This is a genomic window from Pseudomonas sp. 1L-B-1-E-C1, assembly GCF_057291835.1.
On sequence record NZ_JBXAWN010000007.1, the window covers coordinates 280415 to 306127 of the forward strand.

24 protein-coding genes and 1 pseudogene are annotated in these 25713 nt (G+C 57.8%); 9 read left to right on the forward strand and 16 right to left on the reverse strand.

Annotated elements, in window-relative coordinates:
• Positions 1-82 precede the first annotated feature (82 nt).
• Entirely contained in the window at positions 83-937 is an 855-nt protein-coding gene (locus tag AC0Z4S_RS14645; RefSeq protein WP_485623528.1) for a LysR family transcriptional regulator, read from the reverse strand.
• An 89-nt stretch (positions 938-1026) separates the two neighbouring features.
• Here AC0Z4S_RS14645 and AC0Z4S_RS14650 point away from each other — a divergent pair, with 89 nt between their 5' ends.
• A complete protein-coding gene (locus AC0Z4S_RS14650) occupies positions 1027-1464 on the forward strand; it encodes a multidrug/biocide efflux PACE transporter (protein ID WP_485623529.1) in 438 nt (145 codons plus the stop codon).
• Positions 1465-1580: 116 nt separating this feature from the next.
• Here the strand turns inward: AC0Z4S_RS14650 and AC0Z4S_RS14655 are convergent, their stop codons facing one another.
• Positions 1581-2339: an SDR family NAD(P)-dependent oxidoreductase gene (locus tag AC0Z4S_RS14655; RefSeq protein ID WP_485623531.1), complete on the reverse strand. Its 759-nt coding sequence runs from the start codon at positions 2337-2339 to the stop codon at positions 1581-1583.
• Between the two features lie 121 nt (positions 2340-2460).
• Between AC0Z4S_RS14655 and AC0Z4S_RS14660 the strand changes: the two genes are divergently transcribed.
• The gene (locus tag AC0Z4S_RS14660) at positions 2461-3357 is read left to right on the forward strand and encodes a LysR family transcriptional regulator (RefSeq protein WP_485623532.1); all 897 of its coding nucleotides are present in this window, start codon (positions 2461-2463) and stop codon (positions 3355-3357) included.
• A 120-nt stretch (positions 3358-3477) separates the two neighbouring features.
• Here the strand turns inward: AC0Z4S_RS14660 and AC0Z4S_RS14665 are convergent, their stop codons facing one another.
• Positions 3478-5091, reverse strand: coding sequence for an inorganic phosphate transporter (locus AC0Z4S_RS14665; RefSeq protein WP_485623533.1), 1614 nt, complete (start codon positions 5089-5091; stop codon positions 3478-3480).
• Positions 5092-5293: 202 nt separating this feature from the next.
• On the reverse strand, positions 5294-6316 hold the full coding sequence (locus AC0Z4S_RS14670; protein ID WP_252874958.1) for a transporter: 1023 nt from the start codon (positions 6314-6316) through the stop codon (positions 5294-5296).
• 276 nt (positions 6317-6592) lie between these two features.
• Here AC0Z4S_RS14670 and AC0Z4S_RS14675 point away from each other — a divergent pair, with 276 nt between their 5' ends.
• Positions 6593-8215 (forward strand): methyl-accepting chemotaxis protein, encoded by a 1623-nt coding sequence (locus tag AC0Z4S_RS14675; protein ID WP_485623534.1) that lies wholly within the window; start codon positions 6593-6595, stop codon positions 8213-8215.
• 346 nt (positions 8216-8561) lie between these two features.
• Here the strand turns inward: AC0Z4S_RS14675 and AC0Z4S_RS14680 are convergent, their stop codons facing one another.
• Together AC0Z4S_RS14680 and AC0Z4S_RS14685 are read right to left on the reverse strand one after the other, a co-directional pair.
• Positions 8562-8867: a PepSY domain-containing protein gene (locus tag AC0Z4S_RS14680; RefSeq protein ID WP_042607223.1), complete on the reverse strand. Its 306-nt coding sequence runs from the start codon at positions 8865-8867 to the stop codon at positions 8562-8564.
• 156 nt (positions 8868-9023) lie between these two features.
• The gene (locus AC0Z4S_RS14685) at positions 9024-10151 is read right to left on the reverse strand and encodes a glycerophosphodiester phosphodiesterase (RefSeq protein WP_485623536.1); all 1128 of its coding nucleotides are present in this window, start codon (positions 10149-10151) and stop codon (positions 9024-9026) included.
• A 220-nt stretch (positions 10152-10371) separates the two neighbouring features.
• Between AC0Z4S_RS14685 and AC0Z4S_RS14690 the strand changes: the two genes are divergently transcribed.
• Positions 10372-10698, forward strand: coding sequence for a DUF2025 family protein (locus AC0Z4S_RS14690; protein ID WP_485623538.1), 327 nt, complete (start codon positions 10372-10374; stop codon positions 10696-10698).
• Positions 10699-10845: 147 nt separating this feature from the next.
• On the opposite strand, the pseudogene AC0Z4S_RS14695 reads toward AC0Z4S_RS14690, so the two are convergent.
• The 3 genes and pseudogenes from AC0Z4S_RS14695 to AC0Z4S_RS14705 form a co-directional block, all read right to left on the reverse strand.
• A pseudogene (locus AC0Z4S_RS14695) lies at positions 10846-11548 on the reverse strand (CTP synthase C-terminal region-related (seleno)protein).
• A gap of 100 nt (positions 11549-11648) precedes the next feature.
• Positions 11649-12968 carry a methyl-accepting chemotaxis protein gene (locus AC0Z4S_RS14700; RefSeq protein WP_485623539.1) on the reverse strand — a complete coding sequence of 440 codons (1320 nt, stop codon included), beginning with the start codon at positions 12966-12968 and terminating at the stop codon, positions 11649-11651.
• 232 nt (positions 12969-13200) lie between these two features.
• Complete coding sequence (locus AC0Z4S_RS14705; protein ID WP_485623540.1) at positions 13201-13809, reverse strand: TetR/AcrR family transcriptional regulator; 609 nt, start codon at positions 13807-13809, stop codon at positions 13201-13203.
• A 209-nt stretch (positions 13810-14018) separates the two neighbouring features.
• Here AC0Z4S_RS14705 and AC0Z4S_RS14710 point away from each other — a divergent pair, with 209 nt between their 5' ends.
• Positions 14019-15074: an MBL fold metallo-hydrolase gene (locus AC0Z4S_RS14710; RefSeq protein ID WP_485623542.1), complete on the forward strand. Its 1056-nt coding sequence runs from the start codon at positions 14019-14021 to the stop codon at positions 15072-15074.
• Between the two features lie 38 nt (positions 15075-15112).
• Here AC0Z4S_RS14710 and AC0Z4S_RS14715 read toward each other — a convergent pair whose 3' ends face one another.
• The 3 genes from AC0Z4S_RS14715 to AC0Z4S_RS14725 all read right to left on the reverse strand — a co-directional run bounded on the left by AC0Z4S_RS14715 (position 15113) and on the right by AC0Z4S_RS14725 (position 16561).
• Positions 15113-15370, reverse strand: a complete 258-nt coding sequence (locus tag AC0Z4S_RS14715) for an XRE family transcriptional regulator (protein WP_485623544.1) — start codon at positions 15368-15370, stop codon at positions 15113-15115.
• A gap of 12 nt (positions 15371-15382) precedes the next feature.
• On the reverse strand, positions 15383-15700 hold the full coding sequence (locus AC0Z4S_RS14720; protein WP_024014027.1) for a helix-turn-helix domain-containing protein: 318 nt from the start codon (positions 15698-15700) through the stop codon (positions 15383-15385).
• Positions 15701-15793: 93 nt separating this feature from the next.
• On the reverse strand, positions 15794-16561 hold the full coding sequence (locus AC0Z4S_RS14725) for an AraC family transcriptional regulator (protein ID WP_485623546.1): 768 nt from the start codon (positions 16559-16561) through the stop codon (positions 15794-15796).
• A 113-nt stretch (positions 16562-16674) separates the two neighbouring features.
• On the opposite strand from AC0Z4S_RS14725, the gene AC0Z4S_RS14730 reads away from it, so the two are divergent.
• Entirely contained in the window at positions 16675-17490 is an 816-nt protein-coding gene (locus AC0Z4S_RS14730) for a sulfite exporter TauE/SafE family protein (RefSeq protein ID WP_485623548.1), read from the forward strand.
• Between the two features lie 77 nt (positions 17491-17567).
• Positions 17568-18287 carry a DUF6933 domain-containing protein gene (locus AC0Z4S_RS14735; protein ID WP_485623550.1) on the forward strand — a complete coding sequence of 240 codons (720 nt, stop codon included), beginning with the start codon at positions 17568-17570 and terminating at the stop codon, positions 18285-18287.
• 17 nt (positions 18288-18304) lie between these two features.
• Here AC0Z4S_RS14735 and AC0Z4S_RS14740 read toward each other — a convergent pair whose 3' ends face one another.
• Positions 18305-19291 carry a hypothetical protein gene (locus tag AC0Z4S_RS14740; protein ID WP_485623591.1) on the reverse strand — a complete coding sequence of 329 codons (987 nt, stop codon included), beginning with the start codon at positions 19289-19291 and terminating at the stop codon, positions 18305-18307.
• A gap of 261 nt (positions 19292-19552) precedes the next feature.
• Here AC0Z4S_RS14740 and AC0Z4S_RS14745 point away from each other — a divergent pair, with 261 nt between their 5' ends.
• Complete coding sequence (locus AC0Z4S_RS14745) at positions 19553-20365, forward strand: HNH endonuclease (RefSeq protein ID WP_485623552.1); 813 nt, start codon at positions 19553-19555, stop codon at positions 20363-20365.
• On the opposite strand, the gene AC0Z4S_RS14750 is transcribed toward AC0Z4S_RS14745, so the two are convergent.
• From AC0Z4S_RS14750 to AC0Z4S_RS14760, 3 genes are all read right to left on the reverse strand, one after another.
• Positions 20331-20891, reverse strand: coding sequence for a BRO-N domain-containing protein (locus AC0Z4S_RS14750; RefSeq protein ID WP_485623554.1), 561 nt, complete (start codon positions 20889-20891; stop codon positions 20331-20333). The genes AC0Z4S_RS14745 and AC0Z4S_RS14750 overlap by 35 nt on opposite strands.
• 346 nt (positions 20892-21237) lie before the next feature.
• Complete coding sequence (locus tag AC0Z4S_RS14755; protein WP_039757978.1) at positions 21238-22488, reverse strand: ribonucleotide-diphosphate reductase subunit beta; 1251 nt, start codon at positions 22486-22488, stop codon at positions 21238-21240.
• A gap of 550 nt (positions 22489-23038) precedes the next feature.
• Positions 23039-23299 carry a DUF2790 domain-containing protein gene (locus AC0Z4S_RS14760; protein ID WP_042607210.1) on the reverse strand — a complete coding sequence of 87 codons (261 nt, stop codon included), beginning with the start codon at positions 23297-23299 and terminating at the stop codon, positions 23039-23041.
• A 445-nt stretch (positions 23300-23744) separates the two neighbouring features.
• On the opposite strand from AC0Z4S_RS14760, the gene acs reads away from it, so the two are divergent.
• The gene (gene acs, locus AC0Z4S_RS14765) at positions 23745-25700 is read left to right on the forward strand and encodes an acetate--CoA ligase (RefSeq protein WP_056788049.1); all 1956 of its coding nucleotides are present in this window, start codon (positions 23745-23747) and stop codon (positions 25698-25700) included.
• The last annotated feature ends 13 nt before the right edge of the window (positions 25701-25713 follow it).

Here is a 25713-nt window from a genome sequence, read left to right on the forward strand (position 1 = left end):
GCCCTTTCGCGAGCAGGCTCGCTCCCACAGGTGAACGCATTCCAATTGTGGGAGCGAGCCTGCTCGCGAATGGCAGCACCGCTTATTCGAGCATCTTGCTAAGCAACCAGCTCCCCGCCGGCCCCGGCGGATACAAGCGCGACCACAAGGCATCGACAAAAACCGGTTTCGGCCAGCCGCGCACGTCGAGCTCTGTAAGCAAATCATTGGCATAACGTTGCACCAGCCACCTCGGCAACGGGGCCCAGCCAAAGCCTTTTTCCGCCATTTCCAGCAGCATCAGATAACTCGGCGCCGACCACACCCGGCCTTTGCCACGGCTGTCATACGGATTGACGATGGTCGCCAGCCGCAGCTCGCGATGTTGCTCGAGAATCTGCTGATCGACATGCTCAAGCTTCGCCAACGCATGCTCGCGGCTGACGAACAAGGCAATCTCCGTGCGCTCGGCCACGGTCGAGGTGACCAGATCCGGCGGGTAGTTGTCCTGCATTTCCGCGAAGGCCAGATGCGCCCGGCCGCGCTGGACCAGTTCGATCAGGTCATCGCATTCGGCAATCAGACATTCCAGCTCCAGCTCCGGATAACGCTGTTCGAAACCGACGAGTGCCGCCTCAAAGCGATACGACTGATAGGTATCGGAAATCGCCACGGTCAACTTCGGTTCCACGCCTTGCGCCAATTGCCGTGCGCTCATCTCCAGGCGACTGGTGGCGGCCAGAATCGCTTCGGCTTTCTGCAGCATGACGTGGCCGGCGGGGGTGAGCGTGGGTTTGCGGCTGCTGCGGTCAAACAGTTGCAAATCCAGATCGATTTCCAGACTGGCGACCGCTGCGCTGATGGTCGACTGACTGCGCCCCAACTTGCGCGCAGCGGCGGAAAACGAGCCTTGCGTCGCCGCCTGCACAAACGCCAACAGCACTTCCTGCGAAGCCATGAACTATCGCCTTGATCGATGGTTATTGGTTATGAAGTATCGGGAATCGGTTGGATCATGGCAACCATCGTCAAACAAGGAGTCAGGCCATGACTGCCCACAAGTCCATTATCGAACGCGTTTTTCAGGCTATCGGTTTCGAACTTCTCGCCATTCTCATCTGCACACCGTTGCTGGCGTGGATCATGCAAAAGCCGCTGCTCGACATGGGTGCCGTCACCGTACTGATTGCGATGTTGGCGCTGGCGTGGAACGTGGTGTTCAACCGTTTTTTCGACCGTGCATTGGCGCGGATGAATCTCGCGCACAACGCTTGGGTCCGTGTGGTGCATGCGTTGCTTTTCGAAGGCGGGCTGATCGTGATGGGCGTGCCGCTGATTGCATGGTGGCTGTCGGTCAGCCTGTGGCAGGCGTTGTTGCTCGACATCGGCGTGCTGCTGTTTTTCCTGCCGTACACCTATGTCTACCACTGGGGTTACGACGTCCTGCGCGAGCGCTTCATGGCGCGCCGCACCTATCAAAGTTAAATCCGCGAGCCCCCTGTAGGAGCTGCGGAACGCTGCGATCTTTTGATCTTGTTTTTAAAAAATCAAAGGCAAAAGATCGCAGCGTTCCGCAGCTCCTACAGATTCGGTGTTTGCAGTTAGAGGAACATGCCGCCCGATGCCTCGACCCGTTGGCCGTTGATCCACTGTCCACCCGGCGACAGCAGCAGCGCCAGTGCACCGCCAATATCATCCGCCTGCCCCACGCGACCCAGCGCGGTATTGCTGGCAACCATCGCGTTGACAGCACTGTTGTCGCGTACCGTGCCGCCGCCGAAGTCGGTTTCAATCGCGCCGGGCGCAAGAACGTTCACACCAATCTGCCGCGCGCCAAGCTCCTTGGCCTGATAACGGGTCAGCACTTCCATCGCGCCTTTCATCGCCGCGTAGGCGCCATAACCCGGCAGGCTGAAGCGGGTCAGGCCGCTGGAAATATTGACGATGCGCCCACCGTCGTTGATCAGCGGCAGCAGTTGCTGAGTCAGAAAGAACGGCCCTTTCAGTTGCACGTTCATCAGCAGATCGAACTGCTCCGGGGTGGTCTCGCTGAACAGCGCATGCACGCCGATGCCGGCATTGTTGATGAGGAAATCAAAGCGCTGCCGCTCAAAGGTCTGCTCCAGTGCTTGGGCAACCTGCGCGGCGAACGCGGGGAAGTTTTCGCTGCGGCCGACGTCCAGTTGCAGCATCGCCGCGTGCGCGCCGAGTGCCTGTAATTCGCTGACCAGAGTTTGCGCCTCGTCGGCGCGGCTGTTGTAGGTGCCGATGATGTCGATGCCTTGCGCGGCGAGGTGCAGGGCGGCGCTGCGGCCCAGGCCACGACTGGCGCCAGTGATCAGTGCGATTTTGCGATTCATGCGGACTTCCTCGATTGCGTTGGGTGGTGATGGAAGAAGTGTATTTATCCGCCCTGAGGTGATAAACACGGCAAAAGCGGAATCACTGATCGGTTCAGCCGAACAATCACCGAGGCCTGTGATGAACAAACTGGAACTGCTGCGTACCTTCGTTCGGGTCAGCGAACTGTCGAGTTTCACTCTCGCCGGTGAAAGCCTCGGCCTGCCGCGCTCCACGGTGTCCGAGCAGGTGCAGGCACTTGAAGCCTTGCTCGGCACGCGCCTGTTGCAGCGCACCACGCGCAAGGTGCAGGCGACGCAGGATGGCTTGGTGTTGTACGAGCGCAGCAAGGATCTGCTCTCGCACATGGACGAGATCGAGGGGCTGTTTCGTCAGGACGAGGCTTCGCTGACGGGGCGCATCCGGGTCGATATGCCGAACATTCTCGCGCGACGGTTGATCATGCCGCGCCTGCCGGAATTCATGGATCGCCACCCGAATCTGCAGATGGAAATCAGCAGCACCGATCGCCGTGTCGATCTGCTGAGTGAGGGTTTCGACTGCGTGTTGCGCATCGGCGCGCAGCCGGATCAGTCGGTGGTCGCCCGGCATCTCGGCGACTTCCCGATGGTCAACTGCGCCAGCCCGGCTTACCTGGAACGTTACGGCGTGCCGCAAACCCTGGAAGATCTGGCACAGCATCGGCTGGTGCATTACGTCGGCGTGCTGGGCTCGCGTTCGGAAGGGTTTGTCTATGAGGAGAAAGGCGAGGTACGGCGCGTGCCAATGGCCGGCAGTGTCACGGTCAACAGCACCGATGCCTACGAAGCGGCGTGCCTGGGTGGCTTCGGCCTGACGCAGGTGCCGCGCACCGGCATGCAGCCGCATCTGGAGAACGGCGAACTGGTGACCGTGCTGGCGCAATACACCGCGCCGCCAATGGCGATTTCCCTGCTGTATGCGCGGCAACGGCATTTGCCGCTGCGGGTGCAGGTGTTTATGGATTGGCTCGGCGATGTCGTTCGCTCAACGCTCTGACTTGGGAATGCAACCCTGTGTAGGAGCTGCCGAAGGCTGCGATCTTTTGACTATGATTTGTAAAAACCAGATCAAAAGATCGCAGCCTTCGGCAGCTCCTACAGGGGGATTTGCGCAGGGTCAGAAGATTTGGGTGAACAGCCAGTAAAGGCTGCCCGACAGCAGGATGGCCGCTGGCAGGGTCAACACCCAGGCCATCAACAGATTGCGGATCGTCGTCATCTGCAACCCGGCGCCATTGGCAACCATGGTTCCGGCCACGCCGGAGGACAACACATGGGTTGTCGATACCGGCAAACCGAACATGTCCGCCGCGCCGATGGTCAGCATCGCCACGGTTTCCGCCGAAGCGCCCTGGGCGTACGTCAGATGAGTCTTGCCGATCTTCTCGCCGACGGTCACGACAATGCGCTTCCAGCCGACCATGGTGCCGAGTCCCAGCGCGATGGCCACGGCGATCTTCACCCACAGCGGAATAAACCGCGTGGCGTTGTCGATCTGTTGTTTGAACAGCTGCAGTTTGCTGTTGGTGTCGGCATCGAAGTTACCGACCTTGTTCTTGTCCATCAGGCGAATGCTTTCGCTGGCCAGGTACATGTCGTTGCGCACGTTGCCCATGGCTTCGGCCGGGACTTTTGCCAGCGAACCGTAACCTTTGACTTCCTCGCCGATGTGCCCGGTCAGGGCGGCGAGGGCGGGAATCAGTTGCGGCGTCGGTTCCTTGCTGCGCACGTAATCCGAGAGCACCGGGCGCGGATCGGCAGGTGCCGGCAGCGGTGCACTTTTCACCAGCGCTTGTTGAGTGACTTGGGCGACGGCGGCGAATTGCAGCGATTGCTCTTCCGGCATGGTCCGGTTCAATGCGTAGGCCATTGGCAGTGTGCCGACCAGAATCAGCATGATCAGGCCCATGCCTTTCTGGCCGTCGTTGGAGCCGTGGGCGAATGACACACCGGTGCAGGTGGCGATGAGCAAACCGCGAATCCACCACGGCGGTGGGGCGTTGCCTTCGGGTGCTTTGTACAGCGCACGGTTCTTGACGAACGCGCGCAATGCCAGCAGCAACAGCGCCGCACAGCCGAAGCCCACCAGCGGCGACAGCAGCAAGGCATAACCGATTTTGGTTGCCTGCGCCCAGTCGACACCGCTGGTGCCATCGCGGCCGTGCATCAAGGCATTGGCGACGCCGACGCCGATGATCGAGCCGATCAGCGTGTGCGAAGAAGAGGCTGGCAAACCCAGCCACCAGGTGCCGAGGTTCCACAGAATCGCCGCGATCAACAGGGCGAAGATCATCGCAAACCCGGCGGACGAGCCGACCTGCAGAATCAGCTCCACCGGCAACAGCGCAATGATGCCGAACGCCACCGCACCGCTCGACAGCAGCACACCGAGGAAATTGAAGAACCCCGACCAGACTACCGCGACATTCGGCGGCAGTGAGTGCGTGTAGATCACCGTCGCCACGGCGTTGGCGGTGTCGTGGAAACCGTTGACGAACTCAAAGCCCAGCGCAATCAACAACGCCACGCCGAGCAGCAGGAACGGCGTCCAGGTGGTGACCACCGTGCCAAGTTCGTGCATGTCGTGCATCAGGCTGTAGGCGGTAAACAGCATGCCCATGGCCAGCACGGCGAAAAAGATGACGTAAGTGAACGGACCGGTTTTCTTGTCGAGCGCCGGTCTGCCACTGGCGGCGGATGCAGGGCTGGCGGTCAGTGAGGGCGTAGCCATGGTGGACAATCCTGAGCGAGGGAAGGAATGTCGCCCATGATCGTTGCAGAATGTTACAGAGAGACTGCCTTAGGTCAGTGTTTGGCTTATTGGTCTGACTATTGATCAGAGGGCAAATGCCAAAAGATCGCAGCCTTCGGCAGCTCCTACAGCAGAACACATTGCAAATGTAGGAGCTGCCGAAGGCTGCGATCTTTTGATTTTAGTAATCCCCACGCTTGCGAAACGCCCAGCGCCCGGCGATCACTGTGAACGTCGCCACCAGCGCAACCAGTACCCAAAACCCATGGGGATCCTGCGACAGCGGCACGCCCCCCACATTCATCCCGAAAAAACCGGCGATGATGTTGATCGGCAAGGCCAGCACCGTCACCACCGTCAGGGTGAACAGCGTGCGGTTGCTCTGTTCGTTGAGGTTGGCAGCGATCTCTTCCTGCAGCAATTTGATCCGTTCACCGAGGGCGGTGAGGTCGTTGATGATCAGCGCAAACTCCTCGGTGGATTTGCGCAGCTCCTTGACGTCCTCCTTCTGCAACCACGGCGGCGGACGGTTGAGCAAGCGCAGTAGCGAGCCCGGTTCCAGCGCCAGCAGGCGTTGCAGACGCACCAGCACGCGGCGATTGGCACCAAGCTCGGCGCGGTTGGTCGACAGGCGTGAGGAAAGCAACTGGTCCTCGACCTGATCGACGCTCAGACTGGTCTTGCGCACGATCTGCGTCAGCACTTCGCCCTGATCGCGCAGCAGGTGCACGAGCAATTCCGACGGCGAACGAAAGCACTCGCCGGCCTTCACCGACGAGCGCAATTTGTCCACCGAATGCAGCGGTTGCAGGCGCGCGCTGACGATCAGCTTGCTGCGCACGCAGACCCACAGCGTCGACACATCGGAGGAGACCATGCTGCTGAGGTTGAACACCACATCGTTGACCACCGCCAGCAGCGCCGAGTCAACATGCTCGATGCGCGTCGACCGCGAACCCTCGTGCAACGCCTCGAAAAATTCGTCGGGCAATTGCAGATGACTTTTCATCCAGCGCTCGCACGCAGCATGGGCCAGGTTCAGGTGCAGCCAGAGGAATTCGTCACTGTCGCTGTCGTCCTGCAAACAGCGCAACGCCGTCGCCGAATCGATCTCCCGACCGCGCTCACCGGGCAGGAAGCGAAAGCCGTAGAGCAGGCCAAACAGATCCGAATCGCGATGGCTGATATCGAGGCTATGGTTCATGGCGGCTCGCTGGGAGGAGGGTGTCTGGTAGAGGATTTTCAGGTTCACCTGAGCGGCATCATCGCAAGCTCACATGACCATTTTGTGACAGCGAAATGACGTCAAATCAATGCGTTACCGACTGTCGGAAGATTCTCAAGAAGCGCTCTGGCGCGCCGATCCCAGGTGAGTTAGCTTGCACGCCATTGGCTTCTGGTCATGGTGCGACGACAGGGAAGTCCGGCCATTTTTCACGTCCGCTCGGGCGTGCCTCATCCCTGCTTCGAGTACCTTGCAATGCTGCAAAAATCCCTGAGAGCGCAAATTCTCGCCCTGCTGAGCGGCAGTCTATTGGCGATGCTGTTGATCGCCCTGGCCTGCTTTCATTTCCTCTCCAACGGCGTGCAAAGCTACAGCCAGTTGATCGCCGGCCCGTTGCACACGTCGCAACTGATCGATGAAGCCAACCTGCAGTTCAAGGTGCAGGTGCAAGAGTGGAAAAACGTCCTGTTGCGCGGCAAGCAACCGGCGGATCTGGCGAAATACTGGAGCCAGTTCGAAGAGCGTCAGCGTGACGTGCAGAACATTCTCGGCGAACTGGCCGGGCAGAAAGGCATCGAGGCCAGTCTGAAATCACGCATCGAACGTTTGCGCGAAGAGCATCGCCAGTTGGGCGCGGCCTATCAGAAAGGCCGCGATGCCTACGTGGCTGCCGGTGGTGATCCGAGCGCCGGTGACGCCGCTGTCAAAGGTGTCGACCGCGTCACCAGTGAGCAGATGAGTGCGCTGGTCGCCGAGCTGCGCCAGCAGGGTACCGAGCAATCGGCGCTGATCAGTGCAGCCGCCGATCGTACGGTGTGGCTGGGCCTGTTGGTGATGCTCGCGTCAGGCTTGTTGATCGGGTTATTGAGTCTGTGGCTGGTCAGTCGCAACCTGATCGAGCCGATTCGCAAACTGATCGATTACGTCACTCGTTTGAGCCGTGGCAAGTTGGCCGAGCGCGTGGTCAGCGAGCGTCGCGATGAGCTGGGCAACCTCGCCGCCGCCGCGAACACCCTGCGCGATTTCCTTGCCGACACCTTCACCCGGTTGCAGCGCAGCGCCAGCGATCTGGACAGCGCCAGCGGCGAGCTGAATGCCATTGCCACGACCATGGCCGGGGGCACCAACGAGCAATTCAACCGCACCGATCAGGTGGCCACGGCGATGAATGAAATGTCCGCCACCGCCCAGGAAGTCGCCCGTCACGCCGCTGATGCCGCGCGTGCTGCCGACGATGCCGATCAGTCGGCGCAGCAGGGCGAAAAGGTCATGCAAACCACCATTCATTCCATCACGCAGATGCGCGGCGAAATCGCCAACACGGCCACGGTGATCCGTCGCCTGGAAGCCGACAGCGGTCGAATCGGCAAGGTGCTGGAAGTGATTCGCGGCATCGCCGAACAGACCAATCTGCTGGCACTCAACGCGGCCATCGAAGCGGCACGGGCCGGTGAGGCCGGGCGCGGTTTCGCGGTGGTTGCCGATGAGGTGCGCAACCTCGCCCAGCGCACGGCGGAGTCGATTATCGAGATCAACCAGATCATTCAGAACGTGCAGACCGGCGCTGTCGACGCGGCGCATGCTATCGAGAGCGGCCAGGCACGCAGCGATGAAAGCGTCGAGCAGGTGACCCAGGCTGGCGCGATGCTGGAGCGCATCACTCTGGCGGTGGAAGCGATCCGCGACATGAACCGCCAGATCGCCACTGCGGCCGAAGAGCAGACGTCGGTGGCGGAGGATATCTCGCGCAACCTGACTGAAATTACCGCGATTGCCAGCACCAATCTGGACAACGTACAGCGCACCGAAAGTGCCAGTCAGAATCTGCATGGGTTGTCGGGACAGTTGAACGAAGTGACGGCGCGGTTGAGTGCGTGATTTGGCTGGATACCGGTTCGTCAGCAATTCGCCGTGATGGCTTTTCCCCTCACGCTAACCCTCTCCCAGAGGGAGAGGGGACTGACCGTGTTGATTGTTCGAGATACGCCGACCTGAAATGCCGGGGCGTACTCAGGCTGGTAGTCGTTTGTGATGGTTTTTTAATTTTGAGGCGAACTCAGGCTCCGAAATTTCCCCGATTTGCTCCCTTTCCCCCTCGCCCCCTTGGGGGAGAGGGCTGGGGTGAGGGGGTAAAGTTTTCACTGACAATTCATCAACAAACTCAAACGCAAATCATAAAAAAACCGCACGATCCTAAATCGTGCGGCTCTTTAACAGCGGTCTATCAAGTGTCTTGCTTGTCACTCAGCACTTTACCGGTGGTGGCATCAAAGTCCACGTCGAACTCTTTGCCGTCAGCAGTTTTCAGTTCAACTTCGTACTCATAACCGTTGAAGTGATTGTCCAGGTCAGTGTCGGTAATCGTGGCGCCCGGGTGCAATTTCAGGGCTGCTTCGTTCATCGATTCAAGCGACTTGATCTTGCCGTCCTTGACCAGTTGCGGGATCTGGTCGATACGCACGTCAGCCTGAGCCAGGCCAGCGGTAAGAGTCAGGGCAGCGGCGGTAAACAGGGCAGTCAAAGTTTTCATCGGTTCATTCCTTGGCAGTGCGTTGAAGTGGTTGATCTGTGTAAGTGGGTTCAGATTAACCAGCGCAACTTAATTCACCCTTAAATCTCTGCCTCGCGATAAAACTGCTCTTTGCGGGAGCGAGCCTGCTCGCGAAGCAGGCGACTCGATAACGAGTTAGAAACCGTTCTTCTTCAAAACCTCATCAACACTGCCAGCCGCCGGACGTTTATAGAACTTCAACAGTTCACTGGCGCGGTTGGTAAAGATGCCATCCACACCCGCCGCCATGACTTTTTCGTAATCCACCGGCTCGTCGACCGTATAAACGTGCACCAGCATGCCCTGGTCGTGGGTGTACTGGTTCATCCACGGTTGCACCAGATCGGAATAGCTCTGGTCACCACCATGGGTCAGTTTTGCCGAAGGGCCGGTGCCGATCGCGCCCTGGGCCTTGGCGTAGTCGACCCATTGCTTGAATTCAGCTTCGGATTTGGGCTCCTGCTTGCCGTAGAACACGTTTTTGTCTTTCTCACCGGACGCAGCAAACGTCACGGCGGATTTCGGCTCGATGCTGCCTTCGCCGACCCACAACAGCAGGATCTTCGGCACTTGCGGCATTTCTTTCTCCAGCAGTTCGAGGCTGGATTTATCGAAGGTTTGCAGGATCACCTTGCCCTTGCCCTGACCAACGCCCAGCGCACTTTTCGCCAGTTTCGAACCGGCCGGACTGAGCCAGCCGCGATCCTGCAGTTTTTCCTTCAGGTCATGTTCGATGCCGGGAAACAGCTGCGGCTCTTTGGTTTCGATGTACAGGCCCGGCTTGTGCTGCGGGTTGGCGCGGGCGATGTCGATGATTTCATCGAGGGTAAGAATTTTCAGTCCGGCGTAGGAAGGTCGCGCGCGATCCGGGTATTTAGTGTTGAACCAGCTGCCGGCATCGAGGGTTTTCAGTTCGGCCATGGTGAACGCGGTGGCCGGGCTGTCCTTGCGCTCGGGGAATTTGCTGGCGATGTCGGTGGTGCGTTGCAGGTTGTCGTCGTGCAGGGCGAAGAGCACGCCGTCCTTGCTGCGTTGTAAATCCATTTCCAGGTAATCGGCGCCCAGGTCACGGGCCAGTTTGTAGGCCGCTGCGGTAGATTCCGGGGCATCGAACGACGCGCCACGGTGGGCGATCACCGCCGGATGCGGAATGCCATGGGCGGCAGCGATTGCCTTGGGCTCGGGGTGGCTGGCGGCATGCGCCTGACCGAGGCCGAACAACAGACTCAGCACCAGAGCGCTTCGGGTAAAAGTAGCAGGCATGGTCGAGTTCCTTTCGCAGGTTTTATTCAAGACGTCCCTTTTAACAACTGAAGCGCCGCAGGGCTATCGCCAGACCGACATAAAGCGCGCAAAACGGAAATTTCCTGCACTTTTGTGGCGCTGTTTGCAGTACGCTTGCCCACGGCATATGCCCCGGCAGAGGGCGCGCCGATACATTGCCCTGCGTGTAAACCATCGATCATCTTTCGTGAGGTTTACCATGCGCATCACCTCCCAACTCATCTGCCAGGCCGCCGACGATCTCAAAGGCTTCGTCGGCCTCAACCGCAAGACCGGTCAGTACATCGTGCGCTTCAGCGAAGATTCGTTCGGCATGGACGTGGCCGATGACGGCATCATCCCCGCCAGTGAATTCGTCTGGGCACCGCTGTCGGACACCACCATGACGCTCAAGCGCGAACTGATTCAGTTGCTGCTCGATCAACACATCGACGAGCGCATTAACATCACCGAACCGTTGCGGGTGTATATGAGCAGGGTCGAGGTGCCGGAGATTGTCGCGGTGCGGAGTCTGGTGCGCAGCTGAGGTTGGTAGTGTGGTTGCGAGCCTCTTCGCGAGCAGGCTCGCTCCCACAGGGATTTTGTGAACGCCACAGATCCAATGTGGGAGCGAGCCTGCTCGCGAAGGCGGCGTTGGGGGCGCCGCCAACCTCAATGGCCGAGTGCATAACGCTCAATCCGGCAATCCGCAGGCTTCGATAAATGCGCGAACCAGCGGTGGCATTTTTCCTTTTAGTGCGGCGCGTTCCGGCTGGAACAGCGTAGCGACAAAGAATGGATGGTTTTTGAGTTCGACAGCGCGCAGATCCCCGCCGAATCATGGCCGACCGCTTGTAGCCGATCGCTCAACAATTGCCGTTCGAACTGCGGATTCACTCCATAACGGCAGCGATAGCCTTCTTCAATTTCAGACTTTTCGTACGCCTGGGCGGTCAACGAGCCGGGCAGGAGGTGAATGCTGTCCACGGCCTCGACCAACGAACACGTCAGCGGTGTGAGCACAGCGCGTTCGGACTCTGGCGAAGTTTCCCCGTGCTCGGCATCAGCCCATCCCAGTACATTGCGCGAATACTCCAGAACCGCATGCTGAAAACCGCCGCAGGTGCCGAGAAAAGGTCGGCCTTGTTCGCGGGCAAAGCGGATCGCGCGTATCGCACCTTCTTCACTTTTGTAGGGGCTGGCAGTTACACGCCAGAAGCCATCGAATTGATTCAGCATAGTGTCAGTGCCGATTTCTTCAGTGGCCAGCCACTCGAACTGCACGGTGCGTTGCAGGTGTTCGGCGACCAGGCCGAGTGCAATCGGGATCGCTTGGTGGGCGGTGACCTGCGGATCGTAATCGCCAACCAAGCGATGCGGATGGCGCGATTTTCCATGGGATTTCCCCTGCGCTTGTTGATGGATGGCAGCCACTATAAATGGCGTCATTGTCATCCCACTATCCAAATTTGGCCCTACCGACTCAGGCCGCCACCATCACCCCGGCACACGCTCATTGGCAAACATGCTCACCGCATCCACCGCTTCACTTGCGCCATCACGAATCTGCAGAATCACCGTGCCAGCCTGATTCGCCAGTTCCACGCCTTCGGCCGCACGATCGCGAGTGCCTTGCATGCTCTTGATCGCCTGCCGCGTTTCGCTCTGGATCAGACTGATCATGTTCGAGATCTCGGCGGTGGAGCCGCTGGTGCGCGCCGCCAGTTGCCGCACTTCATCGGCGACCACGGCAAAACCGCGCCCCTGTTCACCGGCGCGCGCGGCTTCGATGGCAGCGTTCAGCGCGAGCAGGTTGGTCTGGTCGGCGATCGCGCGGATGGTGTTGACGATGGCGGTGATCTGCTCGGAGCGGTCGCCCAGTTGCGCAATCAGGGTCGAGGATTGGCTGATGTCCTCGGCGATTTCGCGCATTTCGCTGGCAGCCTGTTGAATCACTTGCGTACCTTGCTCGGCGACTTTTCGCGTCGCCACCGAGATGTGATAAGCGGTACTGGCACTGCGCGCGTCCTGCTCGTGTTGTTCGACACGGGCGGTGACGTCCGAAGCGAACTTGACCACTTTGTACAAGCGCCCCGAAGCGTCGTAGACCGGGTTGTAGTTGGCCTCCAGCCACACGGTCTGGCCGCGTTTGTCCACGCGTTCGAACTGACCGTGGAAGAACTCTCCCTGATTCAGGCGCCGCCAGAAATCCTGATAGGCGCTGCTGTTGACCAGCGCCGGGGTGCAGAACAAACGGTGATGCTGGCCCTTGAGCTCCGCGAGGTTGTAACCCATACGCGTGAGGAAATTCTGGTTGGCGGTAAGAATGTTGCCCTCGAGGTCGAACTCGATCACCGCCATCGCGCGATCGATTGCCTGCAACTTGGCGTTGGCCTCGTTTTCCTGCTGCACTTTGCTGGTGACATCCATCGCGTACTTGACCACTTTGATCACCCGTCCCGATGCATCCTTGATCGGGTTGTAACTGGCCTCCAGCCAGATCGCCTGGCCTTTGCTGTTGACCCGTTCAAAGGTGCCCGACTGGAACTGGCCGTTTTTCAGGCGCGACCACAACTCAGTGTATTGGGCGCTACGACCGAATTCCGCCGTGCAGAAATGCCGGTGCGGCTGGCCGATCGCCTGGGCAGCCGTGTAACCCATGGTCTTGAAGAAATTGTCATTGGCACGCAACACCACGCCATCAAGATCGAACTCGATCACCGCCATTGAGCGGTTGATCGCTTCGAGCATTGCAGCTTGGTCAAAAACGGTGTGTTGCAGTTCTTCGAGGGCGGCTTTGTGGCGATTGAAAAACATGCTTGCGATACTCGGGAGTGGGGAAAATCAAAAGGATTCAGTCCCTATTCCTGCGCCGGCAGACCGAAATGCACAGGCGGCATTCGGCGGTGACTGCTCAATGCCAGCGTTCCGTTACTGGCAGATGGCTACTTATACAAAACTTCATAAAGTTGTACAAGGAAGGAATTTTTAGCAAGTTTGTATAACTTTTCGTGAGATTAGTTGTACACGCTTCGGCACACGCTCTGAGTCAGCGCTGGTACCGCGCCAGAAACATTTCCAGGGCCGACTCCGCCACCGTGTTCTGCGCGTCTGGATCAAGGGCCGCGCGGCCGAGCGAGATCTGTGGCCAGAAGGCGAAAGCCTTGAGCAAACCTTGCACTTGATGCGCAGCAAACTCGGGATCCACCGGTTTGAGCCGGCCGTCGGCTTGTGCCGCGCGTATCCAGACAGTCAGACCTTCCTCGCGCTCGCCCATGCGCTCGATCATGTTCTGCGCCCGCTCGGGGGAATGAATGGTTGCGGTGATTGCGACCCGCGCGAGGGTGAGGAAATTCTCGTCAGCCATCATTTGCACTTTCTCCCGCAACATTTGCCGCAATTGCTCGCTCAGCGGTTGATCGCGGGTATAGCTCACCGATGGCTCGGCAATGATCCGCGCCCACAATTGATTGAGGATTTCGGCAAACAGCTCCTCCTTGCTGGGGAAGTGGTTGTACACCGTACGCTTCGACACGCCGGCGGTGGCGGCGATCTTGTCCATGCTGGTGATTTCGAACCCGTGGGCACGGAATTCGGCGATCGCCGCCTGGATGATGGCTTCGCGTTTGCGGTCGGTGAGGCGTCGTGGAACGGTCATGAGCGGGCTTCGGCAGAGAAGGGAGGAAATTACACTCGGCAGTTTACTTGGCGTCAGCTTTGATGCAACCTAGAAACTACACCGCTCAGTGTAATGTTGCGTTAATCCTCGCACCTTACAAACCAGAGCGTTTGGCCTTTGCGTGCAGCCTGGCCTTTTTCATTTCCCGCGCAATACCGTGCATCACACGGTTTCGGAGTCGTTCAGTCATGGCCAATCCAGTTTCTCTCCCGGATAACACTCCCACGCCTGAAGCCTCTCGACAGGATCAAGGGCTGTTTCGCAATCACGCGCCGGTGCAACGCGAAGGCCTGCGCAAAATGCTGCGAATCATGTGGAACATGATTTTCCACAAACCGCGCAACACCCGTCCAACCGCCGCCATTCCCGTGCAGCCGCTGACGCGCGAAGATCTGCTCGCCGCTCCCAACCACAGCGTCTATCGCCTCGGGCATTCAACCCTGTTGCTGAAGATGCGCAACAAGTTCTGGATCACCGACCCGGTCTTCGCCGAGCGCGCCTCGCCAGTGCAATGGGCGGGGCCGAAACGCTTTCATCAGCCACCGATCAGCATTGACCAACTGCCGCCGATCGAGGCAGTGGTCCTCTCGCACAATCATTACGACCATCTCGACTACGAAGCGGTACTCAAACTCGCCGCCAAAACCACGTACTTCCTGACTCCGCTGGGCGTGGGCGACACCCTGATCAAATGGGGCATCGATGCCAGCAAAGTGCGCCAGTACGATTGGTGGCAGGGCACCGAAATCGCCGGCATCCGCTTCATCGCCACACCGTCGCAGCACTTCTCGGGCCGCGGCCTGTTCGACGGCAACAGCACGCTGTGGGCGTCATGGGTGATGATCGATGGCGACACACGCATCTTCTTCAGTGGCGACAGCGGTTACTTCGACGGCTTCAAACGCATCGGCGAACAGTTCGGGCCGTTCGATCTGACCCTGATGGAAACCGGCGCCTACAACGTCGAATGGCCCCACGTGCACATGCAACCGGAAGAAACCCTGCAAGCCCACATCGACCTCAAGGGCCGTTGGCTCTTCCCGATCCACAACGGCACCTTCGACCTGGCCATGCACGCCTGGCACGAACCCTTCGACCGCATCCTCGCCCTCGCATGGGAACGCAGTATTGCCATTACCACACCGCGAATGGGCGAAGCGTTCAACATTGCGCAACCCGAACGGGGGAGCGCTTGGTGGATGGCGGTGGAGGAGGAGGGGGAAGCGGTGGTGCAGAACGCCTGACGATTTCTTCCGGTTCGCTTCGGGGTGAACCGGATGAATCAGATATCGCTCTCCATTATTCGGCGGTGGTAATCCGCCATCGTAGCGACAGACAAATCCCTGAACTTCCCACTAAGTATCTGACGGAGTGCTTCCAAGGCGATGCCAATTATTTGTGCCGCTTCAGATTCGTTCAGGTTGGCAGTCTTGATCAACACGGATATTTTTGTCGCATATTCCGATTTGATCAGCATTTCATCGGCATCCTGCAGTCCCAAATCTGCGTAGACGTTGCCCGTGCTTTTTTCGATATCCATCCTTAGCGCTCCTTACTCAGCCATCGCAAAATCCCCACGCCCCACCGATTCCCCCGACATACCCTGCGCCCTGACACTGCGCCCCGGTGCAAACCCCGGAAAGAACACCAACCCCTGCGCCTCAAACCGATAAGCCAGTGCCAGTCTCGCGGCATCCGCCACGTCCTGCTGCGCTTCGAACCGCTGAATATCTGCCACCGCCACTTCGGCCTCGCGCGACAGTTGTTCAACGCTCCAGCCCAGCATGGCGCGGGCCTGGACGCAGTGGGTCGGAGTGAACTGGAAAAGGGCAATGCGTTCGAGGACGTGGTTCATCGCAAGAGAGGCCATGGTGTGCTCCGGGCTCAAAAGTGCTGATTGAAAATGTACTGTGTTTTTGTACAGTTGTTTTCGGCTGGGATCAAACGCAATTTTCGAATTTGCCTAGTTTCCAGGCTCCAACCAGACGGACGGTGCCTGTCCGAGCACGCGCCTAAACATCGTCGAAAATGCCGCCGGGCTCTCGTAGCCGAAATCCAGAGCAATCCGCGTCACCGCTTCCCCCGCCGCCAACCGTGCCAGTGCCTGCACCACGCAGGCTTGCTGTCGCCATTGGCGGAAGCTGTGCCCGGTCTGCTGCCGAAACAATCTGTTAAAGGTACGCAAGCTTATGTGTAACTGGTCTGCCCAATGCTGCGGGGATTGATGGGGATTGGGCATGTTCAGAAAGGTCTGACACAGACTGAGGAGCTTTCCTTCGGCAGGCATAGGAATGTGTAGGGGAAGAGGCGCACTGCGTGTCAGTTCATGCAACAGCAAATTGATCAGCACGCCATCACGTCCAGACTCGTCGTACGTCAGCGGCACGTCCACTGCTTCCATCAGTAATTGCCGCAGTAGCGGCGTGACATTCAGCACTTGGCAATCCGACCCCAGATCCACATTGCCCGGTTCGATATACACGCTGCGCGTGCTCACTCCGAGCATCAACACCTCGTGGGCCACACCCGGCGGAATCCACACCGCGCGTTGCGGCGGCACCACCCAGTTGCCATTTTGAGTGCTGACCTGCATCACACCGGTGGCGCCGTAAAGCAATTGCGCGCGTCTATGCGTATGAAACGGGAGTAGGTGGCCGTGGGAATAATCGGTACCGATGGCCACTACCGTGCGAGGCGTGTCATCGAGCTGATTGATCGAAATATTGCGCATCAGGCGTGGTTCCGACGATTGGCGTAAACGCGAACATTATTGGCTGAACTACTGAAGCCGGCCAGTGCATGTGGCTCTAGTGTCGAGGGCTTTTCCAATACTGGACGTCCACCATGTTCTACCTCCTGCTGACACTGTTCGGCTGCCTCACCGGCATCAGCGCCGTGCTCTTCGGTTTTGGTGGCGGCTTCGTCATCGTGCCGCTGCTCTATCGCATGCTCACCGCCAGTCACGCAGCCGACGATCCCATCGCGCAATCGGCCATGCACATCGCCGTGGCCACCTCGACCTGCGTAATGATCGTCAACGCCCTGATCGCCACACGCAAACACCAGCGCGCGGGCAATCTCATTCGGGATTACCTTTGGCCATTGGGCGGGTTTATCGGCCTGGGCGCGGTCGTCGGCGCAATCGCCGCGATGTGGGTCAGCGGCGAAGTGATCCGCTACGCCTTCATCGCCTATCTGGGCCTGACCATCGTCGATTGCCTGCTGCGCCGGGGATTTCTCACACAGTCCCAAACGACAATCCCACGGCGACTGACCTCGACGGAAACATCCGCCGGCGGTGTAGGCATCGGCGCCATCGCGACCTTCCTCGGCGTAGGAGGAAGCGTCATGACCGTGCCGCTGCTGCGCCGCTGCGGCCTGAGCATGTCGGAAGCGACGTCCATGGCCAATCCGCTCAGCGTGCCGGTAGCATTGGCCGGGACGTTTACGTACATGGCGCTGGCCGGCTTCACCGAGTCTGATCTGGGCGTCTGGTATGTCGGATATGTCGATGTGTTGGCGTTTGCGCTGCTGACGGTTGGTTCGTTGCTGGGGATCAGATTGGCTGCGCGGTGGATCGGGCGGATACCGGACGGAGTGCATGCCTGGGTCTATATTGGATTGCTCGTCATCGTGCTGCTGAGCATTTCGCTCAAATGAATCGTTGATTGGTACGGGCGAAAGAAATCAGAATCGGCGACTGGGCGTCGCCCGCCAGTCACCAGCAGAGAACCAGGATGTTGATCTTCAATTGCACCGAAGCCGCCAGCAAGTTTTTCAGCCGAGTCCATAAAGGCAAAACGATCACGCCGGTGGACACCAAACCGCCTTCATCGGTTATTGAAGATGATGAGCTGAACGGCGCGGACGAACAGTGGTTGGTTCATGCGATCGCTGTGCAGCGCAAACATGTGTTGTTGGTCCTGCACATCAAAACCCGCTATTGCGTGATCCTGGCTGACGTGAAAAAAGCCGACGATCACGGGTTCGTTGTGCGCTTCACCGAGCGTTGGGTGAATGGACTGATGATCAATGCCCAGAACCATGGTCTCGGACAATGGCTGGACACCGAGTTGATGTTGGCGCGGATGCTACAGACTTGTGAGCACCAGCGATTCTATCGGCGTGGCCATCGCAGCGCGCAAAAACACATTGATGAAATTGCCTGGTGTTTCCGCAACAAGGTCGCTGGAACAGGGTGCTTGCCACCCAATGAAGTCACGGCGATGGTTTTCGACGAACAAATGAACGACACGCCAAGAAACAGCAAGGGAGCCAAGTCCTACTACTTCCCGGACGAGGAGATGACGCTTCACTGGCTGCGCCATTATTGCTTTCTCGATGATGTCCAGCTGCATGCTGCGAAAGAGCGTCGGCATCAAGTCGCGCGGGAAATTGCCGAGATGGAGCGCAAGGCTTTTATGGAAGAGTATGAGAGACAGGGTTCGAGGAATTGAGTCTCAGCGCGCCGCCATCATTCCAACCCTGGCGCTTCACGAATAATGAAGTGATCCAGGTTCTCGATATTGGCATTGAAGACCTCGAACGGCTTTTCGGGGTTCTTCTTGCCGGGCACTTGCTTCAACTCCGGCGTCACCCCATAAAAGAAACAGAACAACGCCTTGTCGCTATCCACCGCGTGCTTGATCTCCTCCAGAAACGCCTTGCGCTTGCGGTAGGTGTCGATCAGCTTCTTGTTCAGATAAACGCTGACCGGATACGGCTTCTTCTTGCTGTCTTCCGGCTTCTTGAACCAGACCTTGTCCTCGAAATCGATTCGAAAACTGGCACTGTGGAAGTCCTCGATCTTCTTGATCCGCCCCCAGTAAATCAGCCCCTTGTTGTCTGTCAGATACTCGATCTTCTTGAAAAACGAACTGTACGGCGCCGTATGCTCGCCAATCTTCAACGGCATCCGCTTGAGCAAATCCTTGTCGGCGAAGTTGGAAACGAAACACTCCACCGGATGCGCAAACACACTGGTCTTGTCCGGCGCCGACTCACGACTCGCCGACTCTTTACCAGCGTCCGCCGCCACCCGCACCGGATCATCGCGCAACACATCCGCCACTCCCGCGGGCGCGACAGGCTTACGCACATACTCACGCCGGGTCAGCAATAACTCGGATGGGAAATGCTCCTCACGCCCGTCATCCACCTCGCCATCCGCCGTCTCAACACCCGACGCCGACGCCTTCAAACTCACATACGGACAACCCGCCACATGCTGCGTAGTCGGCAGATTCTTGAAGTGCGGCGTGCGCACGTAATTCACATTCTTGGCGTTGAACGTACCCAACTCGTTGGAAGCTCCGAACGCCGAACGACAGGCATCGTTGGGGCACTGGAAGCGCTCCTTCGCAGAGTCAAACGCCACCGTCTCATCGAAATTGAGATCGCGAACATCATAGATCGACAACTTGTCGTCGAGGCTGAGGCAGTAGGCGAGATCGAATTTCATGGTGGGGCTCGGATCCTTGAGTGGGGGAGGGGTATTAATAGCGGGAGGCGCGTGGTGGTGCACCTACTAATTCCTTTTTTGGTGCAGTGATGTGGTCATTTTCTAGGCTCCGCCAAGGCATTTTAAGAGCGAGAGGTGGAACACCTGTCTCACCGAACGGCTGAAGCGTTGGTTTGAGTCAGTTGTGAGAGTCTTCCATAAGTCGTGTAGGACTTTTCTCTAGATTTGGTAATCTCTAGCCTCTGATAAGAGGATGACTGGATGCCAGCCGTAATTGCCGAGAATGATTTGTCAAAATGGGCCGATCAAACTGGGGTTCTCTACCACTTCCCGAGGCGGTACAAGGAAATCCTTATCCAGGGAACAGAGGTTATCTACTACAAAGGGAAATTGAAAAATAAGGCTTTCTCAGCGTTACGTTTGAGTTCTGCGCCTCATTATTTTGGCTTGGCCCGGATAGGAAGGGTGTATGCAGACAAGAACAGTAAGCGAGGAGACCTGTTTGCCTCTATTGAGGATTTTCGTCAGTTTGAGTTGGCAATCCCAATTAAGCTTGAGGGGGAGTACCTTGAGAAAATTCCCTCAAATCTAAAGAGCAATTACTGGCGTAACGGTGTTCGGTCCATTGATCAGGCCGTGTTCGACCGAATCTCATCCAATGCTGTGCTGACGCCATCGCAGGCAGATGGCTTCAGCCAGGCTGACGGTATGGAGGATTTTGAAACCGTACTCGTTGGTACTGAAGGTAGAAAATCTACTTATTACGGTGTGAGATACGAGCGCTGTCCCAAGCTTAGACGTCAGGCTATCGCTATTCATGGCCTTCTATGCAAAGCATGTGATTTTGACTTTGAAAAAGCGTATGGAGCGCACGCGAAGGGCTTTATTCATGTACATCACGTGAAACCCATTTCCGAATTTGAAGAGGAACAGGTTGTCGATCCGGTGACTGACCTTATTCCTCTCTGTGCAAACTGCCATGCAATTGTTCATAGAAAGCCTCAGCAATTACTGAGTGTTGAGCAATTGAAAGGGCTTCTCAATGGTCGTTGGGTTTTCGATGATTTGACCTAAGCGAATGTGTGGAAAACTGCAACGTATTTACGACCCGCCGCCACCAAGGATTAGCTTCGAACGTTCGTCGTCGCGGCTGATCATTTAACAGATAAGGCATATCCCGCAGCCGAATCCAGCCCTCATCCTGCCAATGCAACAAACTCAAAGACATCTCCGGCCAATCCAACAAGCTCAGCATTGGCCGATTTGAATTTCCCGAATCCTGCGCATCGCGCAAGGTTGGCACGACCTCGTTGGTTAACCACTCACGCAACAACCGATTTCCCGGAACGTAGTGATACACCAACAGCGCATACACCCCAGATTCACTGAGCATCAGATGCTGTTCTGGTTCTCGAAAGTACTCGATCCGCATGACGCGGCGTTGATCGTTATCTAGCTTGTTGACCACCCGATCATTCAGATGGAAACCCATCAAGCGGCCGACATCGCGGGCGGAGAACCAAGGCTGGTTCTCTAATAGAAGAGCATGCAGAGAAAGATTGTGGCGAGAGAAGACGGTTACCGAGCATGGATCAGACATATCTATGACCTTTACGTTTGGATTTTGGGAGGGCCTGATCCCAACGTAGAGCGGACTTAAGAAATCCCAACGAGCAGAGCCGTTGCCACCGACGAATTACACGTCTGTGTCACTGACGAAGCTTTCTACGTTGGGCGTTTCTTAGGCACCTGCCACAGAGCTTAGTAGTGCTTGCAGCAGGCTTCAATGGGAAGCGACTGTAAGTGCTGTAGGAGATTGAGCGCTGTGACGTAGGCGTAAAAGGCTCACCGATCGCCCATAAAAAAGCCCCGATCAGATCGGGGCTTTTTGCTTTTTCGACTCGCCGCCTCAGGCAGCAATCGTCAAATCGTACGGAGCGAGGCTATTAGTCCCAGCTCAGAGCACCACCAGTTTGGTATTCGATCACGCGAGTCTCAAAGAAATTCTTCTCTTTCTTCAAGTCCATAATCTCGCTCATCCAAGGGAACGGGTTCGTAGTCCCTGGATATTCCTCTTTCAAACCAATCTGCGACAACCGACGGTTAGCAATAAACTTCAGATAATCCTCCATCATCGCCGCATTCATACCCAACACCCCGCGAGGCATGGTATCCCGTGCGTATTCGATCTCCAGCTGCGTACCCTGCAGAATCATCTGGGTCGCTTCTTCCTTCATCTCGGCATCCCACAGGTGTGGGTTTTCGATTTTGATCTGGTTGATCACGTCGATGCCGAAGTTCAGGTGCATGGATTCGTCGCGCAGGATGTATTGGAACTGCTCGGCGACGCCGGTCATTTTGTTGCGGCGGCCCATGGAGAGGATTTGGGTGAAGCCGCAGTAGAAGAAGATGCCTTCGAGAACGCAGTAGTAGGCGATCAGGTTGCGCAGCAACTCTTTGTCGGTGTCCGGGGTGCCGGTTTCGAACTTCGGATCGGAGATCGAACGAGTGTATTTCAGGCCCCAGGCTGCCTTTTTCGCGACCGATGGGATCTCGTGGTACATGTTGAAGATTTCGCCTTCATCCATGGCCAGCGATTCGATGCAGTACTGGTAGGCGTGGGTGTGAATCGCTTCTTCGAAGGCCTGGCGCAGGATGTACTGGCGGCATTCCGGGTTGGTGATCAGGCGGTACACGGCCAGGACCAGGTTGTTGGCAACCAGGGAGTCGGCGGTGGAGAAGAAGCCGAGGTTGCGCATGACGATGCGGCGCTCGTCGTCGGTCAGGCCTTCCGGGTTTTTCCAGAGGGCGATGTCGGCGGTCATGTTGACTTCTTGCGGCATCCAGTGGTTTGCGCAACCGTCCAGGTACTTCTGCCAGGCCCAGTCGTACTTGAATGGCACGAGTTGGTTGAGGTCGGCGCGGCAGTTGATCATGCGCTTTTCGTCAACGGCGACACGGGCGGAGGCGCCTTCGAGTTCGGCGAGGCCTTCGGCGACGTCGAGGGAGTTCAGTGCAGCCTTGGCGCGGGCCACGGCGGCCGAGTCGTCGGCGGTCACGGCGCGGGCTTCGAGCGCCGCGGCGCCGCCGGCGTTGTCGAGGCGGTCCATGTTGGCTTCGCTTGCGTGGCCGGCGTTGGCGCCTTTCACGGTTGCGACTTCACTGTCTTCTTTATCGAATTCGTCCCAGCTCAGCATGACGTGTCGTCTCCTGCGTGAGGGCTTGTGCCCGTGTGAAACCTGAAGGGTTGGTTTTTCACACGGCCAAACAAGCCGCGTTGGATGTCGTTTTTTGCAGCGCTGCACGCAGGCAAATAAACAGAAATTTTGACGGGTTCCGAGAGCCTCTGATGGGCGCAATCAGCGTCTGGCACTGTTGCGGGGCTTCAGAATGGCTTTTGCTCCCTGTAAGGGAATATTGCTGACCCGTATGGGGCGGCATTATAGGGAAATTTTTACCGGCGTGGTGCGGCGAATCGGCTCATGGCGAGGCCGAGGAGGGGGTGGATTTCGATCCGACCGAGGGATTACAGGGCTTTGCGCGGAGTCGAGGCCGGCAGATTTTTTTTCGTTAAATTTTTGGCAGGTGGTTTTCTGTTTAAAAAATAGCCAGAAAAGCGCGTTTTTCACTATATCTTGTGTTTTGCAACCCTTCTGAGCGTCTCCAGACACAACTGAGCCCGACCGAAGCCGGGCTGGAATCGACCCTCAATGTAGCGTTGAGCGATCCGATTCGGTGCAGTCTGATTCAGTTCGTGCAGCCGTTGCCCATGATGCTGTAGCGCAGGATGTGGCGTTGGCCTTTGGAGTCGTCGTATTCCATTTTTGCCGGTACTACTTCGCAGACATTTGGAATTTCGCTCATCGATACAACTTTGGCGATGTCCAGGTGTGTGGAGTAAGTGTATTCCTCGATAACCGGTTGTTGCTGTGCGACATCAGTCGGACCCTCGTTTGCCATGGCGGTTGCGCACAGACTGCTGAGGGCCAGAACCAATAAAGCTTTCATTTCTAATTCACCTTTTTGAGGTCGAGTGGGGTCACGCAACCTTTTTAGGGTTGCGTGTGGAGCTTGGGTATTTGATGCGTTACTTGGAGAGCTGGATTAACGGCCTTCGTGGGGGCTGTAACGTTGTTAATCGCGGTTGCCTTGTTGGCGAGGTCAATTTTAGGGAGTCGGGCGCGGGGTAAACAGACCGGGTTTTGATAAACACTTTTGGCATATTTGGTAACAATCCCCCAAGCACCCCATTCCCTGTAGGAGCTGCCGAAGGCTGCGATCTTTTGACTTTGATCTTAAAAGCAGATCAAAAGATCGCAGCCTTCGGCAGCTCCTACAGGGGCGCGCGTGCAGGGGGGGGAGGGTTGTTACTACCATCGTCGAATGGTTCTATGGAGCCCACCCGGCTACAACGGGGTCATACAAAAACAACTATTACACCGAGGTAGGAAAGATGAGTGCGGCTTCTCTGTATCCCGTTCGTCCCGAGGTTCTGGCAAACACGCTGACTGACGAGGCGACCTACAAAGCCATGTACCAGCAGTCGGTCGTCAACCCGGACGGCTTCTGGCGCGAGCAAGCCAAGCGTCTTGACTGGATCAAGCCCTTCACCACGGTGAAACAGACCTCGTTCGACGATCACCATGTCGACATCAAGTGGTTTGCCGACGGCACCCTGAACGTTTCCTACAACTGCCTCGACCGTCATCTGGCCGAGCGCGGCGATCAAGTCGCGATCATCTGGGAAGGCGACGATCCTTCCGAAAGCCGCAACATCACCTACCGCGAACTGCACGAGCAAGTGTGCAAACTGGCCAACGCCCTGCGTGGTCAGGATGTGCACCGTGGCGACGTGGTGACCATTTACATGCCGATGATTCCCGAAGCCGTGGTCGCCATGCTGGCCTGCACCCGGATCGGCGCGATTCACTCGGTCGTGTTCGGCGGTTTCTCGCCGGAAGCGCTGGCCGGTCGCATCATCGACTGCAAATCGAAAGTGGTGATCACCGCTGACGAGGGTATTCGCGCCGGCAAGAAGATTTCCCTCAAGGCCAACGTCGACGACGCGCTGACCAACCCCGAAACCAGCAGCATCCAGAAAGTCATCGTCTGCAAGCGCACCGGTGGCGACATCAAGTGGAACCAGCATCGCGACATCTGGTACGAAGACCTGATGAAAGTCGCGGGCACCGTTTGCGCGCCGAAAGAGATGGGCGCCGAAGAAGCGCTGTTCATCCTTTATACCTCCGGCTCCACCGGCAAGCCGAAGGGCGTGCAGCACACCACCGGCGGTTATCTGCTGTATGCGGCAATGACCCACGAGCGCGTGTTCGACTACCGTCCGGGCGAAATCTACTGGTGCACCGCCGACGTCGGCTGGGTCACCGGCCACAGTTACATCGTCTATGGCCCGCTGGCCAATGGCGCGACCACCGTGCTGTTCGAAGGTGTGCCGAACTACCCGGACATCACCCGGGTGGCGAAGATCATCGACAAGCACAAGGTCAACATCCTCTACACCGCGCCGACCGCGATCCGCGCGATGATGGCCTCGGGTCAGGCCGCTGTGGAAGGCGCCGATGGCAGCAGCTTGCGCCTGCTCGGTTCGGTGGGTGAGCCGATCAATCCGGAAGCCTGGGACTGGTACTACAAGAATGTCGGCAAGTCCCGTTGCCCGATCGTCGATACCTGGTGGCAGACCGAGACCGGCGGCAACATGATGAGCCCGCTGCCGGGTGCTCATGCGCTCAAGCCAGGTTCGGCGGCGCGTCCGTTCTTCGGTGTGGTGCCGGCGCTGGTCGACAACCTCGGCAACATTATCGAGGGCGAGGCCGAAGGCAATCTGGTGATTCTCGATTCGTGGCCAGGCCAGGCGCGCACGCTGTATGGCGATCACGACCGCTTTGTCGATACCTACTTCAAGACTTTCCGTGGCATGTACTTCACCGGTGACGGCGCGCGTCGTGACGCCGACGGTTACTACTGGATCACCGGGCGCGTGGACGACGTGCTCAACGTGTCCGGCCACCGCATGGGCACCGCCGAGATCGAGAGCGCGATGGTTGCGCATCCGAAAGTCGCTGAAGCGGCGGTGGTGGGTGTGCCGCATGACATCAAGGGGCAGGGCATTTATGTCTACGTGACCTTGAAGAACGGCGAGGAGCCGACCGAGCAGTTGCGTCTGGAGCTGAAGAACTGGGTGCGCAAGGAGATCGGCCCGATTGCTTCGCCGGACGTGATCCAGTGGGCACCGGGGCTGCCGAAAACCCGTTCGGGCAAGATCATGCGCCGCATCCTGCGCAAGATTGCCACGGCGGAATACGACGGGCTGGGCGATATCTCGACCCTGGCGGATCCGGGCGTGGTGCAGCATTTGATTGATACGCACAAGACCATGAATGTTGCTTAAGCGTTAGAAGCAT

What these genes read in the sequence shown, in the direction of transcription:
- AC0Z4S_RS14645 (WP_485623528.1), bottom strand. Translation starts at nt 937, where the DNA reads ATGGCTTCGCAGGAAGTGCTGTTGGCGTTTGTGCAGGCGGCGACGCAA.
- AC0Z4S_RS14650 (WP_485623529.1), top strand. Translation starts at nt 1,027, where the DNA reads ATGACTGCCCACAAGTCCATTATCGAACGCGTTTTTCAGGCTATCGGT.
- AC0Z4S_RS14655 (WP_485623531.1), bottom strand. Translation starts at nt 2,339, where the DNA reads ATGAATCGCAAAATCGCACTGATCACTGGCGCCAGTCGTGGCCTGGGC.
- AC0Z4S_RS14660 (WP_485623532.1), top strand. Translation starts at nt 2,461, where the DNA reads ATGAACAAACTGGAACTGCTGCGTACCTTCGTTCGGGTCAGCGAACTG.
- AC0Z4S_RS14665 (WP_485623533.1), bottom strand. Translation starts at nt 5,091, where the DNA reads ATGGCTACGCCCTCACTGACCGCCAGCCCTGCATCCGCCGCCAGTGGC.
- AC0Z4S_RS14670 (WP_252874958.1), bottom strand. Translation starts at nt 6,316, where the DNA reads ATGAACCATAGCCTCGATATCAGCCATCGCGATTCGGATCTGTTTGGC.
- AC0Z4S_RS14675 (WP_485623534.1), top strand. Translation starts at nt 6,593, where the DNA reads ATGCTGCAAAAATCCCTGAGAGCGCAAATTCTCGCCCTGCTGAGCGGC.
- AC0Z4S_RS14680 (WP_042607223.1), bottom strand. Translation starts at nt 8,867, where the DNA reads ATGAAAACTTTGACTGCCCTGTTTACCGCCGCTGCCCTGACTCTTACC.
- AC0Z4S_RS14685 (WP_485623536.1), bottom strand. Translation starts at nt 10,151, where the DNA reads ATGCCTGCTACTTTTACCCGAAGCGCTCTGGTGCTGAGTCTGTTGTTC.
- AC0Z4S_RS14690 (WP_485623538.1), top strand. Translation starts at nt 10,372, where the DNA reads ATGCGCATCACCTCCCAACTCATCTGCCAGGCCGCCGACGATCTCAAA.
- AC0Z4S_RS14700 (WP_485623539.1), bottom strand. Translation starts at nt 12,968, where the DNA reads ATGTTTTTCAATCGCCACAAAGCCGCCCTCGAAGAACTGCAACACACC.
- AC0Z4S_RS14705 (WP_485623540.1), bottom strand. Translation starts at nt 13,809, where the DNA reads ATGACCGTTCCACGACGCCTCACCGACCGCAAACGCGAAGCCATCATC.
- AC0Z4S_RS14710 (WP_485623542.1), top strand. Translation starts at nt 14,019, where the DNA reads ATGGCCAATCCAGTTTCTCTCCCGGATAACACTCCCACGCCTGAAGCC.
- AC0Z4S_RS14715 (WP_485623544.1), bottom strand. Translation starts at nt 15,370, where the DNA reads ATGGATATCGAAAAAAGCACGGGCAACGTCTACGCAGATTTGGGACTG.
- AC0Z4S_RS14720 (WP_024014027.1), bottom strand. Translation starts at nt 15,700, where the DNA reads ATGGCCTCTCTTGCGATGAACCACGTCCTCGAACGCATTGCCCTTTTC.
- AC0Z4S_RS14725 (WP_485623546.1), bottom strand. Translation starts at nt 16,561, where the DNA reads ATGCGCAATATTTCGATCAATCAGCTCGATGACACGCCTCGCACGGTA.
- AC0Z4S_RS14730 (WP_485623548.1), top strand. Translation starts at nt 16,675, where the DNA reads ATGTTCTACCTCCTGCTGACACTGTTCGGCTGCCTCACCGGCATCAGC.
- AC0Z4S_RS14735 (WP_485623550.1), top strand. Translation starts at nt 17,568, where the DNA reads ATGTTGATCTTCAATTGCACCGAAGCCGCCAGCAAGTTTTTCAGCCGA.
- AC0Z4S_RS14740 (WP_485623591.1), bottom strand. Translation starts at nt 19,291, where the DNA reads ATGAAATTCGATCTCGCCTACTGCCTCAGCCTCGACGACAAGTTGTCG.
- AC0Z4S_RS14745 (WP_485623552.1), top strand. Translation starts at nt 19,553, where the DNA reads ATGCCAGCCGTAATTGCCGAGAATGATTTGTCAAAATGGGCCGATCAA.
- AC0Z4S_RS14750 (WP_485623554.1), bottom strand. Translation starts at nt 20,891, where the DNA reads ATGTCTGATCCATGCTCGGTAACCGTCTTCTCTCGCCACAATCTTTCT.
- AC0Z4S_RS14755 (WP_039757978.1), bottom strand. Translation starts at nt 22,488, where the DNA reads ATGCTGAGCTGGGACGAATTCGATAAAGAAGACAGTGAAGTCGCAACC.
- AC0Z4S_RS14760 (WP_042607210.1), bottom strand. Translation starts at nt 23,299, where the DNA reads ATGAAAGCTTTATTGGTTCTGGCCCTCAGCAGTCTGTGCGCAACCGCC.
- acs (WP_056788049.1), top strand. Translation starts at nt 23,745, where the DNA reads ATGAGTGCGGCTTCTCTGTATCCCGTTCGTCCCGAGGTTCTGGCAAAC.